This is a genomic window from Methanobrevibacter gottschalkii DSM 11977, from assembly GCF_003814835.1.
Taxonomy (GTDB): Archaea; Methanobacteriota; Methanobacteria; order Methanobacteriales; family Methanobacteriaceae; genus Methanocatella; species Methanocatella gottschalkii.
The window spans coordinates 460,795-474,821 of sequence record NZ_RKRG01000002.1 but is presented as its reverse complement, the minus strand read 5'-3'; the positions used below and the strand labels follow the sequence as shown (position 1 = coordinate 474,821).

General features: G+C 28.7%; 17 protein-coding genes. 8 read left to right on the top strand and 9 right to left on the bottom strand.

Annotated features, from left to right (window positions below):
• Nucleotides 1–86 precede the first annotated feature (86 nt).
• Genes EDC42_RS06210 through EDC42_RS06200 form a run of 3 tightly spaced genes read left to right on the top strand, consistent with a single transcriptional unit; the run spans nt 87 to nt 1,829 of the window.
• Nucleotides 87–797: a hypothetical protein gene (locus EDC42_RS06210; protein WP_069575029.1), complete on the top strand. Its 711-nt coding sequence runs from the start codon at nt 87–89 to the stop codon at nt 795–797.
• A 9-nt stretch (nt 798–806) separates the two neighbouring features.
• Nucleotides 807–1,340, top strand: a complete 534-nt coding sequence (locus EDC42_RS06205) for a nicotinamide-nucleotide adenylyltransferase (RefSeq protein ID WP_069575030.1) — start codon at nt 807–809, stop codon at nt 1,338–1,340.
• 51 nt (nt 1,341–1,391) lie between these two features.
• Nucleotides 1,392–1,829 carry a molybdenum cofactor biosynthesis protein MoaE gene (locus EDC42_RS06200; RefSeq protein ID WP_069575031.1) on the top strand — a complete coding sequence of 146 codons (438 nt, stop codon included), beginning with the start codon at nt 1,392–1,394 and terminating at the stop codon, nt 1,827–1,829.
• 160 nt (nt 1,830–1,989) lie between these two features.
• Here EDC42_RS06200 and EDC42_RS06195 read toward each other — a convergent pair whose 3' ends face one another.
• Entirely contained in the window at nt 1,990–2,196 is a 207-nt protein-coding gene (locus EDC42_RS06195; RefSeq protein WP_069575032.1) for a TOBE domain-containing protein, read from the bottom strand.
• A gap of 195 nt (nt 2,197–2,391) precedes the next feature.
• On the opposite strand from EDC42_RS06195, the gene tsaA reads away from it, so the two are divergent.
• Entirely contained in the window at nt 2,392–2,877 is a 486-nt protein-coding gene (gene tsaA, locus EDC42_RS06190) for a tRNA (N6-threonylcarbamoyladenosine(37)-N6)-methyltransferase TrmO (protein WP_091699830.1), read from the top strand.
• Between the two features lie 74 nt (nt 2,878–2,951).
• Here tsaA and EDC42_RS06185 read toward each other — a convergent pair whose 3' ends face one another.
• Nucleotides 2,952–3,983, bottom strand: coding sequence for a M42 family metallopeptidase (locus tag EDC42_RS06185; protein WP_069575034.1), 1,032 nt, complete (start codon nt 3,981–3,983; stop codon nt 2,952–2,954).
• Between the two features lie 98 nt (nt 3,984–4,081).
• Here EDC42_RS06185 and EDC42_RS06180 point away from each other — a divergent pair, with 98 nt between their 5' ends.
• On the top strand, nt 4,082–4,840 hold the full coding sequence (locus EDC42_RS06180; protein ID WP_069575035.1) for a 4Fe-4S binding protein: 759 nt from the start codon (nt 4,082–4,084) through the stop codon (nt 4,838–4,840).
• Here EDC42_RS06180 and EDC42_RS06175 read toward each other — a convergent pair.
• Nucleotides 4,835–6,337: a flagellar protein gene (locus EDC42_RS06175; protein ID WP_069575036.1), complete on the bottom strand. Its 1,503-nt coding sequence runs from the start codon at nt 6,335–6,337 to the stop codon at nt 4,835–4,837. The two genes, EDC42_RS06180 and EDC42_RS06175, sit on opposite strands and share 6 nt — an antisense overlap.
• Before the next feature lies 1 nt (nt 6,338).
• Nucleotides 6,339–7,373 (bottom strand): ribonuclease H-like domain-containing protein, encoded by a 1,035-nt coding sequence (locus EDC42_RS06170; RefSeq protein WP_069575037.1) that lies wholly within the window; start codon nt 7,371–7,373, stop codon nt 6,339–6,341.
• 345 nt (nt 7,374–7,718) lie between these two features.
• Between EDC42_RS06170 and EDC42_RS06165 the strand changes: the two genes are divergently transcribed.
• The 3 genes from EDC42_RS06165 to EDC42_RS06155 are packed head-to-tail and all read left to right on the top strand — an operon-like array spanning nt 7,719 to nt 9,397.
• Nucleotides 7,719–8,102 (top strand): hypothetical protein, encoded by a 384-nt coding sequence (locus EDC42_RS06165; RefSeq protein ID WP_069575038.1) that lies wholly within the window; start codon nt 7,719–7,721, stop codon nt 8,100–8,102.
• A 12-nt stretch (nt 8,103–8,114) separates the two neighbouring features.
• Nucleotides 8,115–8,852: a phosphopantothenate/pantothenate synthetase gene (locus EDC42_RS06160; RefSeq protein WP_069575039.1), complete on the top strand. Its 738-nt coding sequence runs from the start codon at nt 8,115–8,117 to the stop codon at nt 8,850–8,852.
• Nucleotides 8,853–8,857: 5 nt separating this feature from the next.
• A complete protein-coding gene (locus EDC42_RS06155; RefSeq protein WP_069575040.1) occupies nt 8,858–9,397 on the top strand; it encodes a nucleoside monophosphate kinase in 540 nt (179 codons plus the stop codon).
• Here the strand turns inward: EDC42_RS06155 and EDC42_RS06150 are convergent.
• The 5 genes from EDC42_RS06150 to EDC42_RS06130 form a co-directional block, all read right to left on the bottom strand.
• Nucleotides 9,392–10,081, bottom strand: coding sequence for a diphthine--ammonia ligase (locus tag EDC42_RS06150; protein WP_069575041.1), 690 nt, complete (start codon nt 10,079–10,081; stop codon nt 9,392–9,394). The genes EDC42_RS06155 and EDC42_RS06150 overlap by 6 nt on opposite strands.
• Nucleotides 10,082–10,085: 4 nt before the next feature.
• The gene (locus EDC42_RS06145) at nt 10,086–10,889 is read right to left on the bottom strand and encodes a hypothetical protein (RefSeq protein WP_069575042.1); all 804 of its coding nucleotides are present in this window, start codon (nt 10,887–10,889) and stop codon (nt 10,086–10,088) included.
• 70 nt (nt 10,890–10,959) lie between these two features.
• The gene (locus EDC42_RS06140) at nt 10,960–11,388 is read right to left on the bottom strand and encodes a class III signal peptide-containing protein (RefSeq protein WP_069575043.1); all 429 of its coding nucleotides are present in this window, start codon (nt 11,386–11,388) and stop codon (nt 10,960–10,962) included.
• On the bottom strand, nt 11,388–12,254 hold the full coding sequence (locus EDC42_RS06135) for an A24 family peptidase (RefSeq protein ID WP_083234875.1): 867 nt from the start codon (nt 12,252–12,254) through the stop codon (nt 11,388–11,390). The genes EDC42_RS06140 and EDC42_RS06135 overlap by 1 nt, the downstream gene beginning before the upstream one ends.
• Before the next feature lie 94 nt (nt 12,255–12,348).
• On the bottom strand, nt 12,349–13,965 hold the full coding sequence (locus EDC42_RS06130; protein WP_069575044.1) for a CTP synthase: 1,617 nt from the start codon (nt 13,963–13,965) through the stop codon (nt 12,349–12,351).
• Between the last annotated feature and the right edge of the window lie 62 nt (nt 13,966–14,027).

The window sequence follows — 14,027 nt, the reverse complement described above, 5'->3', positions numbered from 1 at the left end:
AATTTAATTAATTAAATATAAGTAAAAAGTCTTTAATATAAGTTTAGTTAGATATCTAATATATTAAAACTGAATAAGGTTATCTTATGAATAAAAAAATGCAATACCAAATATTACTTATTGTTCTAATAGCTATTGTAATATTTAATTTATCAATTATCGTTAGTTCCATGATGAACACTCCAGATAATGTTTATAATATTACAAATGTAGGGCACAATGCTAATGGTACTGTTTATAAAATTGAAGCCGGTAATATGTCCTCTAATGAAACCGTTGGACTTATTTTAGGAGTCCATCCAAGAGAACATGAAATTCACGAAGCGGTGAATAATACAATTTATAATATTACTTCCGAAAATGGAACTAATAATCTTACTAAAAAATATGTAATATATTATATTAAAACAAAAGATAATTTAACTTCCCGTGAAGATACAAGGCCTGCTGGTGAAGAATTAGCTAACAAATTCATTGTTCCAAATATTGTTAAGGATAAGCCATTTATTGTATTGGATGTTCATGAAATAAACCCAGATTATGAATATTCAAATTTTATATTTAGTTTATCCAACAGAACCAACACAGTTGACTCCTATATTTCACATATTGCTAATGATGTTAATTTAGTGGATTATCAATTTAGTGAAGGAACAAGCCCTGAAAAAGTTACAAAACCGATTGCAAGTAAAGGAGTTACTACATTACTTATGGAAACTTCAATTACTGATGCATTAATGGAAAAACAAAAAACTGCAGACAATTTAATTAAAAGTTTAGATAGTTTAGAACCGTAAGTGATTATCATGAATAAAGTTCGTGGAATTTTTATTGGAAGAATGCAACCTGTTCATAATGGACATATGCAGATTATTGATAAAATTTTAGAAGAAGTGGATGAAATCATAATAGGCATAGGCAGTGCTCAATTAAGCCATAGCTTAAAAAATCCATTCACCGCTGGTGAACGTGTTGTTATGCTTAATCAGGCATTAGCTGAAAGAGGTGTTGATCCGTCAAGATACTACATAATACCTATGCAAGACATTAATTTTAATGCTCTTTGGGTTTCACATGTTAAAATGTTAACTCCACCATTTTCAATTATTTATTCTGGAAATCAATTAGTTAAACAATTATTTTCTGAAGAAGGCTTTGAAGTCAGACAACCTCCCCTCTATGATAGACTACGTTTATCTGGAACAGAAGTGAGAACTAGAATGATTGAAGGCGGTAATTGGGAGGAATTAGTACCTAATGCTACTATTAATCTTATCAACGAAATTAATGGTGATGAAAGAATAAAAAATTTATCTATAAGAGAAATTAGTGAAATATAACAATAGTTATTAATATGTAAAAAATATACAATATAAAAGGAGATGAAAATAATGGTCGTAAGAGTCATTGAATCAAAAGAAGATAAAATTACTACAGCTGATCTAATCGATGAATTGAAAAAAAATTCAAAAGTTGATTACTGCGGAGCTATTTTTAGTTTTGAAGGTTTTGTAAGAGGAAAAGAAGAAAATATGAACTTACAAAAGTTAATTTTAACTACCCCTGATAAAGAAAAAACAAAGTCCGAAATTGAAAAAATCGTTGAAAATGCCAAAATCAAATACAATGTTGCTGAAATCTCAGTAGTACACTACATTGGTGAATTTTACACTGGCGATTTATTATTCTTAGTTGCTGTTTTAGGTTATCATAGAGATGAAAGTTATAAAGCTTTAAAAGAAGTAATAGAAACCGTGAAATTCGATGTTGATTTTAAAAAAGAAGAAATTTCTGATGAAGGAACAAAAGTCATTCTAGCTGGAGGATAAACTTGATTTCCTTATTTTTCATTTTAAGATTAATACTCTTGTTTTTAATAGTTTATGCAATAATTAAAAACTTAAAAACATTATTAAAAGCAGGAGTAATTATTTTTATAATTTTAATATTATTGGGATTTATGGGATACTAATCCCAACAATCCTAAACTTATTTTCCAATTATAACTTCAGTAGATTTGATGATGGCAGTTACATCATCACCTTCAGCTAAACCTAATTTTTCTGCAGATTCTTTGGTAATAATCGCAGTAATAGTGCTAGGTTCACTTACTTCTATTTTGATGTTAGCCATTACAGCACCTTTCTCCACGCCAGTTACTTTTCCATTTAATTGATTTCTTGCACTAAGTTGCATATTAATTAATCTCCTTATATTAAATATGAATAATAATTCATATCATTCATACATTGAATATTATATTATACAAAATTAAATATAAATGTTTTGTTTTTTTATAAAATCAATGTTTTTATACGATTACGGAAAATAATTCATATCGTAAATTAAAAAAAGAAAGTATTTTAATATATGAAGTTGAATATAATAACTATGAATATCGAATTAGAATCAATTGGTACAATACATACTGAATTTAAAGAAATTGAAGGTATGCCAATTCAGCCTACAGGAGCAAAAGGAATTAAAGGAACCATTGAAATTAAAGATAAATTTGTTGATGGACTAAAAGATTTAAAAGATTTTTCACACATTCATTTAATTTATTTACTTCACAAAGTTGAAGGATACAAACTTGAAGTAAAACCGTTTATGGATACAAAAACTCATGGTGTTTTTGCAACAAGATCTCCAAAAAGGCCAAATCGTATTGGAATGAGTGTTGTTAAAGTAAATAAAGTTGAAGGAAACAAAGTACATGTTGAAAATGTAGATATTCTTAATGGAACTCCACTTTTAGATATTAAACCATATGTTCCACAATTATACGAAGATACAATTGATGAACTAAAAATAGGATGGTTTGAATCAAAACACCAAAAAGCAAAATCGCAAAAATCAGATGACAGATTTAAATAACTATTATTTACAGTTATAATAAAAAAATAAGAGTTTATTATAATCAAATATAATAAACTAAGTTTATAGAAGTCTTATAAATTATTTATGGCTTCTGTAATTAATTGAATAGTTGCTTCAACATCATCCATACTACATACACTTACCGGAGTGTGTATATAACGAGTAGGAACAGATAAAACACCTGTTGGAATTCCTTCACGAGTTAAGTGTATTGCAGTTCCATCAGTAGTGCCGCCATCACTTACTTCTAACTGATATGGAATTTCATTTTCATCTCCAGCATTAATGAGCAAATCTTTTACAGACTGTTGAGTCAAAATACCCCTTCCACTTGCATCCGCCAATATAATAGCCGGACCTTTACCCATCACTACAGGCGCCTCCTCCGGTTTAATTCCAGGATGATCACCAGATAATGTTACATCAAGTGCAATAGCAAGATCAGGGTTTAATCTAAATGCGGAAGTTTTAGCTCCCTTAAGACCTACTTCTTCCTGAACGGTACCTACACCATAAACAGTAGCTCTAGTATCTACTCTTTTTAAAACTTCCATCATTACATAGCAACCTACACGATTGTCTAATGCTTTACCCATGATTAAATTATTTGGATATTCAGCAAATAAAGAATTGAATGTCATTTTGTCTCCAATTCTAACCATTTTCTCTGCTTCTTCTTTGTCTTTTGCACCAATATCAATAAACATGTCGGTAGATTTAACAACTTTGTTTTTTTCTTCAGCAGTTGTTACGTGAGGTGGTTTTGAACCAATGACTCCTACAATCGGTTCTCCAACGGAAGAATGAACAGTTACAGTCTGGTTCATTAACATCTGATCATTAATTCCACCAATGTTTGAGAATTTAATAAAACCATCATCATCAATGTACCTTACCATTAAACCAATCTCATCCATGTGAGATGCTAGCATTACAGTAGGAGCCTTTTTTTCACCTTTTTTGGTTGCAATAATGTTTCCCATACTGTCAGTTTCAATTTTATCAGCTACATCTTTTAATTCACGTGTAATAATTTCAGCTATTTTTTCTTCGGAACCAGAAACGCCTGGTGTTAAAGATAGCTCTCTCATTAATTCCATCATATCACCAAATAAATTTATAGTTTAATAATATTAATTAATTTCTATTTTATTTGATAAACTTTTAAATATTGACAATCATATTATTAATAGGTGTGAATATGAAAAAAATAACTAGAATATTTTTTAGCCCATCTGGGACTACTAAAAAAATAGTAGATAAAATAGCTACTAACTTCAAATACGAAAAAGAGATTTGTGATTTATTACATTTTAATGACACTAAAGAATTTACAGACAGTGATATTGTTATTGTTGGAATGCCTGTTTTTTCTGGAAGAATCCCAAAAACCGCTCGCAATAGACTATTGAAATTAACAGGAAATAACACAAAAGCAATTGCTGTTGCAAACTATGGAAATGCTAAAGTAGGCGATGCATTAATTGAATTAGTAGATATTCTTAAAGAAAATAACTTTGATGTTATCGCAGCAATTTCCACCGTTAGCCACCACTCCATTTTTAATGGTGTTGCCGTTGGAAGACCAGATACTGCAGATATGGAAAAAATCAATGAATTTGGACAAAAATGTGTAGAAAAATTGGAATCTGGTGAATCCCTCAACTCAGAAGTTCCTGGAAACAGACCATATGCCGATTACAAACAATTGCCTTTTATCGTAAGCTGTGATCAGAATAAATGCATATTCTGTTATGATTGTGTTACTTTCTGTCCTGAAAATGCAATACCTGATGAGGATCCTGCCGATGTTGACCTTGACATATGTTCAAGATGCACTGCATGCATCCATATATGTCAAGAAGATGCTAGAAGTTTTACCGGAGAAGCATTTGAAACTAAAAAACCTGTTTTTGAAAGTGAAAATAGTGAAAGAAAAGAAGTTGAACTTTATTTATAATTTCAATTTCTTTTTAGCAATATTTCTCACATACTCATTTTCATCATTATTTGAGATTTCTTTTAAAACTTTTCTACTTACCACTTTTTTAGTAGCCGCTTCACGAACTTTCCAAGAAGAATCGTTTCTAGCTACTTCACCCAAATATTTTTGATTTCTTATTAATGAAATAGCTCTGATTGAGATATTTTCTGAAATATTCTGTTCATATATTTTAATCAGGCATTTTTCCACTTTGATTTTATCTAAAGCTTTAAGAGAAAATTCTTCATCCTCGTTTGAAAGAATAATTCTAATTAATGTTTCTAAATCACTGATGTTATCTAGTGTATTTTTTCTAATTGATGTGAGTTTAGCATTTTTTAATATATCAATGAAATCATTTTCATCATTAATATGATTTAATGCTTCCGATGCCACATCTTCATGTATTGAATTAATGGCCAAATATTTAAAATCTTTTTCATCGGCCAGAGCAGAATTTGAAATTGCATGATTTCTTACAAACTGATCATCATCATTTAAAGCTATTTTAATTAATTCTTTAGGATTGTTTATATTTTTTACAGCAATCTGGCGAACAAATCTATCTTTTTCCGTGCTGATTATTTTAATTAATATCTCTTCGTCAGTTATTTTTTTAACAGCTTCACTTCTAACAATATTATCATTATCTTCAAGTGCGATTTTGGCTAAAAGGTCAGAGTCAGTTATCTTGTTAATTAATTCTGTTTTGACATCTGCCTTTTTAGAATCTAAAATAATATGCTTTAAATTTTCCGGATTGTTAATTTTATCAAAAATGAATGATCTAACCTTCGCATTATCTTCATTTTGAGCTATTAATACAAGTGAATCCTCATTTTTAATTTTACCAATAGCGATTTTTTTTACTCCTTCATCCTTATCTTCAATGGCGACTTTTTTAAGAATATCCTCACTTACAAAAGAATCTTTTAAAATAGCTGCTTTTTTAATAGAACTGTCATTTGATTTAAAAACTAAATCATATAATATCCCGGCATCATCAATTTTATTTAGAGCACGTGTTCTATATCTTTTATCAACTGCTTCAATTGCAATCCATTTAAGAGTTTCTTCATCAACAATTTTATTAAATATTTCATCTACATGAGAATTTTTCTTAGTATTTATTACAATTTCAGCTATGGATTTATTGTTCTCCCCAAGTCTTTCCCATGCAAAGCTTCTTACATCGAAAAACTGTGAGTTTAAAGCAGCATCCATTAATAAATCTTCATCTTTTAATTTATTTGCAGCAATTAATCTAATAGCCCTATCTTTCACGGTCTTAGCCATGTCCAGTGCAAGAAATTCATTTGAAATTTTATCTGCTGCTTGCGCCCTTTCAAGCCTATCTTTATGATTAATAGCTATTTCTTTTAAACGTAGCTCTTCATCTTCAATCTCCGGATTATCTGGAATTAATTTCTTTTCTTTTTTATCGCTTTTTTTAAATCTATCAAATAAACCCATACTAATTTACATCCTCATACATTTTCTCAAGAAAACTTGCAAGCGAAATAATATCTTGACAGTTGTGTTGGATTATTGGTACAACTGGCCCTATATTTTTCTTGGATAAATAAGTGTCATAATATCCTGGAATATATTGGCCGGGAACATCCCTATAACGAGTTATTCCAAAAATTTCCTCTTCAATAGTTTGAAGTTTGAAATTTGGAAGTGAACCTTTCCATAAATTCTTTGCAAAATACATTAAATCCAAATGAGGCAACTCCAGATTATGGTTAATTCTATTGTAAATACATCTATTCCGTATAAATGGAACATCGAAACTTTTTCCATTGAATGTTACATGAATAGAATCTTCATCCAAATGATTCAAATATGCTTCAATAATATTCTGTTCTTCAGTGTAATCCCTTAAGAAATATTGTGAAGATATGATTTTACATTTTTTGATTTCAGCAACACCTATTAAAATTATTGGAACATTTGAAAGTCCTTTAGTTTCAATATCCATGAATTTGAAGTTTTCAACATCAGTTAAACTTATACATTTAAGTAAATTATCCCTACACTTTTTAGAATACCTATTGTTATCCAATAAATCCATTATTTCATGAAAAGACATGTCATCAATTTTATTTAGAAATTTTGATGCGGTATCGCAATATTTGTCATGATTTTTAAGAGATTCAATTGTCATGTATCCCTTATTTTTAAGATTTTCTTCAGTTTTAAGGCCAATTTTCGGAAGTAATTTGAGATTGTGATTAATTTGATTTTTAAAATTATTATCATAAATATTAAAATCAATTTTTTCTTTTGTAGTTATTTTCAATGCATCCCCAAAAGATGTGTTACATATATTGCAGTCCATTACATCTTTTAATGATTTATTCTCATATTGTATTAACAATTTTTCTTTTAAATCTTTAAAATAATGACTAGACAAACTCTTTTCTTTTTGTTTGGAATCTGATGAATTATTTAATCCAAGCAATGTATTTTTCAAATATTTTTCATGTTCAATATAAGCATTCATTCAACTAAGATTTATTAAAAACATACTATATATTTTTTAATAAAGTATATTTGATTTTTTATAAATTATACTAACATTTATATAATGCAAACATCAAATATTATAATTGGCTACAAAGTAGCCGGAGAGATAGATTAAACAGCCAAATTTAAAAAAAATTCATTTCTCTAAAAACTTGTTAAAGCAAGTTGTTAGGTAGTTAATCCCTTTTTTAACTACCTAACCCTCCCAAAACTTATTTTTTAATTATAATTTAAACTAAAAATTACTACTTAATATCAACTTAGAAAAATTTATATTATTTTTAAACTAAAATAGTAAATAGTTATTTTAAAAGGTTTTACTATGAAAATCAAATTAGCAATAATATTTGGAGTACTAATATGGATTTTAACTTTTGTGCTTTCAGCCACATTCAACCCAATTTTTACAACAAATGTTCGTAATGTCAACATAGTGGTGCCTATTATTACAATAATTGTAACTGGATTTTTTGGAATACTATATATCAGAGCTATTGATACTAATGAAATTGTTGAAGGCTTTTTGGTTGGAATAATCTTTGTTATAATAGATATTATTTTAGATTATATATTTATCATATCCCTTCAAAAGAATTTATACATCATTGGAAATTATACATTGCATGTTTTTTCAATGATTACAATTACTTTATTAATTACAACATTTTTAGGATATTTAGCTCAAATGACTATTGATTTAAAATAAGGAGATTAAAATATGATACCCAAATCACACCCTCGATACGAATCATTACTTTTAAGAGATAAAATGGTTAAAGCTTCCAAAGAGGGTTATTTAGCGGATTCAGCTTTAATTGCACATGGTAGAGGCGAAGCTTTTGATTATCTGATTGGTGAGAAAACAACATATCCTGCAAAAAGAGCAATGTATGTTGCTGTTGCAGCACTGCTTTTATCAAACAACCCTGTGATTTCAGTTAATGGAAATGCAACCGCATTAGCTATTGATGAAATAATTGAATTTGCCAATGCCATTAATGCTAAAATTGAAATTAATTTATTCTACAAAACCAACGAAAGAGTTAAAATAATTACCAAATTATATGAAGATCACGGTTACAGAAACATACTTGGTGGTCTTGATGATGATATTGAATACATCAATGATATAGAAAATAATAGGGCTAGTGCAAGTAAAAATGGAATTTACACAGCAGATACAATATTAATTCCTCTTGAAGATGGAGATAGAGCAGAAATATTGAAAAAAAGTGGTAAAAATATTCTAACAATTGATTTGAACCCACTTTCTAGAACATCCAAAATGTCTGATGTATCAATTATGGACAATATTGTTCGTGCAATACCTTTTATGACACAAATAGCTAATGATTTGAAAACTCAGGATAAAAAAATACTAGTTGAACTTGTTAATGAATTTGACAATGAAGAAAATCTAAAAGAATCTTTAGAACAAATTAAAGTAAAAGAGTGAAGATAATGCAAGTAATGGGAATATCAGGCCTACCAGGATCTGGAAAAAGTTTAGTTTCTAAAATTGCAATTGAAAGAGGAGCAAAAATTGTAAGTATGGGAGATATCATACGTGAAGAATCTAAAAAAAGAGGAGAAAGCACTAAAGAAACTGCCCAAAATTTAAGAGCAGAATTTGGACAGTACATTGTTTCTGAACTAACTATTAAAAAAATTAAAAAACTTCAAGAAGAAGGATTTGAAAGTAAAATTATTGTTGAAGGTATTAGAAGTCCTCATGAAGTTAACATGTTTAAAAAAAACTTTGAAAATTTTATTATTTTATCAATTTTTGCAAATCCGACTTTAAGATTTGAAAGATTAAAAAATAGAATGAGAGAAGACGATTCCACTGATTATGTTGAATTTAAAGCAAGAGACCAAATGGAATTAGATTTTGGAATTGGTGATGTAATCTCACTTTCTGATAAAATAATCATTAATGAAACAGATTTGGAAAGCTATACAAACAGCATAAATAAATTTTTAGATGAAATTGAATTATAAATTCATTTTTTCCTCTAAAACTGCATCTTCAATAATGTAAACACCACTGTCATTATGCCATTCTTTTTTATATTTTAAGATTTTAATTCTTTTTTTAAAAATAGGACCATCAATAGCTAATGTTTCAGCTTCACCACCCTCAAAAGCTAAATCAACATGATATTTTTCATGAATTTCCATTAATTCATCAATGGTTTCATCATCGATTATTCTTCCAAGCCATGATTCATCTAAACCCCAAGCTGCAACTCCACTTATTATAATTTTAAAGCCTAAAGACACTATTTTTCTCATATACTCCAATTCATCGACATGCCAATAAGGAGAAATAGCAACAAGTCCAACTTCATCACATAACTGTTCAATTCTTGATTTTTGATATTGTGAATAGAGTGCACCAGTATATATAGCTTCAACACCTAAATCTTTGAGATTTTCGAATGCCTGCTTTAAATCTTTAAGTTCATCTTCTTTAATCCCATCAGTTTCAACAGACATTATTGGAATATCGAAAGCTTGTGACAACAAATCAGTTAAATGGATATTAGGAACATGAAACATATATGATTCATCATTCCTGGATTTCATAGAAAGAAGATATTTAACATCTTCTTTCGAATCTAAAGCATTATATAATGCCATCGTACTATCTTTTCCACCTGAAAATAAAACTGCAACATTCATAAAATTACCGTCTGCGTTTTTCCCTTAAGAATTTTCTAAATTTCCTATATGCTGGAACAACAGAATCAACATATATACCCATAAATGCTACAACAACACCAATACCACCACAGACCAATGTAAATTCTATGTTAGTTAACATTGATGAATTTGTATTGTTTACTGTGTCCTGAATCGGCCCTTCTATTTTTGAAGCAACAATACCTTTTTGAAGTAAAATATGCTCAAACGTATCAAGAGATGATGAATCAACAACCAATACTGCATGAACTTGCGCATAAGAAATAGTTTCACCATAAACCAATTTATACCAATCTGAAAAAGATTTTAAAGCTTGAGCAGAAGTATAATTATCAGCAAGAGTTATTTGAATCTCAGATGTACTTATATTATAAGCTTTATAATTCGAATCAATATTTCCAACTATTTCATCAAAGTAATTATGTTCTCTCTCATTAAATGTCCACATTGGAATATTAACCGATTTTTCATCAAATGATATAAATCCATCAGTTGCAGATAAATTATTTTTCAAATCATCAATATTAATTGAAGATGATAAATCCAAATATAATGTTTCTTCATTATTTGGCATATTCTTTTCAATAACACTTGCAACATTTGGTAATTCATCATAAATCGGATCAAGGAAAAATGCCCCTCCAATTGAACCAATTAAAAAAGCTACAAGGATTACTAATATTACCTCGCGTTTAGGCATGTATTGTCTTAACATTCCAATAGAAAATACAAATACCATCATGACTATAAACAAAACGAGGTAAATAATTGTAGTTATTATATCCATAAATTCACCTATTCAATTATTTTATACTATATTTAAGTGAAATAGTTAAAATAATTTTGTATAAAAATAATTATACTGTATAAATTAACATATTTTTAGAATTAACAGGCCATTCCACAATTATCACATTTTCACCTTTATTTAATGAGATGGTTGTTTTCCCAATATTTGACATTACATGCTCTTTTATATCCTTTTTGGAATTACTTTTAAGTTTAAAACTTGTTGAAACATGACTGTTTGCTATATTAATTTTAAGTTTCTTGTTACTTTCAATTTTAATTGTTTGTCTTGATCCTTGACCTTCACCATAAACTTGCTTAATTGCATTAGCTATTTTTGATAAATCTGATTTCACATTTAAAGAATCGGAAACATCAAGAGTATTTCTAATTGAATTTTCAGCTAGAGGTAATGTAAAAACAATTAAAATAACCAGTGATATTGAAAAAATTAACATATACTCTAATGAAATCTGAGCACCACTTTCTTTAACCATCATATCACCAAGAATATGTTTTTAATGATCAACATCATCATATCCCCATACACTATAGCTATTACCAATCCTAAAAATATTGCTGGAGCAAATGGAAATGATAATTTAATTGATATATTATCGGAAATTATATCTTGTGAATTCATAATTTTAAGCTGCCATACTTCCTCATTTGTTATTCCGCCTGCACTTTGTGATTTAAAATAATATTTGAAATCATTGCGGTTTGATTTATAAATCTCCAAATTACCTCCCATCTCACTTAAAAGTTCAATAATGTGCTCATTATTAAAATAATAATCATTGACTATCATTCCTTCCTTTAAATCCTTAATAGGAATTAATTTGTTTAAAGTTGAATTTTTTATATATTTCAGACTTTCAATGTTAAAGATATTGACTAGAAAATCAATATTGCCCATAAACACTTTATTTTTAAATATTAAATGAGTGACAAAGATTACCAAAAATGGAAATGATACTAAAATACTATTAATTACAACACTAAATGAAAATGGATATACGGACAATTGTGGAAAAATATTCAAAAAGTTGATATTAAGACCAGATGGTATTACTGTTGCAATTGCTGTAAATAACTTTACATCTCCTCCTCCCCAAATATTTAATTTCCATAACATATAAGTTACAGCATATGTAATAAACATTGAAATAAAAGAAGCTAAAATATATTTAATATTATTTGAAATTATTGATAAAATTAAATTTGAAAATAAGCCAAAAAATATCAAAGAATAATTTAATTTGTTTGGAACAATATTACTTTTTATATCATAAATTGCAGCCATTATTGAAAATAAAACTGTTATAATAATTTGAATCAGGAATATAGTAGTAATAATCATAATTATACTATTTAACATAGAATAATATTAATTAGATAGAAAATAAACTTGTAAAATTGATTTTAATATATTAAATAAAAGAAAAAGAGAAATATTAATTTTTAGAATAATCATGAATAGCTTCTAAAAATGCTTTAAATAATGGATGAGGCCTATTTGGTCTTGATTTAAATTCCGGATGGAATTGGCAACCAACAGCCCATGGATGATTTGGCAACTCAATAATTTCAACTAAAAAGTCATCAGGACTTGTTCCAGAAATAATTAAACCTTTTTCTTGTAAACCATCCCTATAATCATTATTAAATTCATACCTGTGTCTGTGACGTTCCTCGATATCACTTTCACCATAAGCTTCATAAGTTTTGGTACCTTCAATTATTTTACAACCATAAGATCCTAAACGCATTGTTCCGCCCATGTTTTTGATTTTCTTTTGCTCTTCCATCATATCAATAACTGGGAATTTTAAGTCATCATCAAATTCGGAACTATTTGCACCAGAAAAACCATTTCTCCTTGCAAATTGAGTCACCATAGATTGCATTCCAAGGCAAATTCCAAACAAAGGCACATTATTTTCAATTGCATATTCAATTGCATCCAATTTACCTTCAAAACCACGTTCACCGAATCCTCCAGGAATTAGAATACCATCCAGTTCAGACATGGCATCCTGATCCAATTCTTCAACATCAGAGCTTAAATATATAATATTAGCTTTAACACCAATGCTTGCCGCTGCATGGAGTAGTGATTCTCTGATACTAATATATGAATCTTCAAGCTCCACATATTTACCTATAATACCAATATTAACTTTAGGTTCTTTAATTTTTAAAGATTTAACCACTTCCCTCCATTCATTTAATTTAGAAGAATCAGGTTTAATATTTAATCCTATTCTTTTAACGATTAATTCACCAATGCTGTGTTCTTCCAAGACTAAAGGAACTTCATAAATTGTATCAGCATCAGGAGTATTTACAACAGCTTCAAAGTCAACATCACAGAAATGAGCGATTTTTCCTCTTAAACCATCATCAATTGGTTTTTGTGACCTGCATACAATAACATCAGGGTTAATTCCAACACTTCTTAATTCTTTTGTAGAGTGCTGAGTTGGTTTTGTTTTGAATTCTCCAGCTGCATCCAGGTAGGGAATAAATGTAACATGGACAAACATAACATTTTCACGACCTTCCTCATTTCTGAGTTGTCTTAATGCTTCAAGGAAAGGTTGGCTCTCAATATCTCCGACAGTACCACCGAGTTCAACTAAAACAACATCATAATCAGCGCTTTCAGAGTTTTCCCTAATCATTTCTTTAATACGATTAGTAATATGTGGAATAACTTGTACACATTCACCTAAATATCCACCTTCTCTTTCTTTAGCAATGACTGATTCGTAAACTTTACCAGTAGTAATATTAGCTAATCCTTTAAGTTCAACATCCAAAAATCTTTCGTAGTGACCGAGATCCAAATCAGTTTCCATACCATCACTAGTTACAAATACTTCACCATGCTGATATGGGTTGAGTGTTCCAGAATCCCAGTTTAAATACGGATCTATTTTAATAGCTGAAACGTTTAAACCATAAGATCTTAAAATCCTTCCCATAGATGCGGATGTAATACCCTTACCTATGGAACTAACTACCCCACCAGTTATAATAATATACTTTGTCAGAAAAATCCTCTCCATAAATAAAATTTATAGTATTACATTAGTTTTTCATAATATATAAAAATTTTAATCATATTATA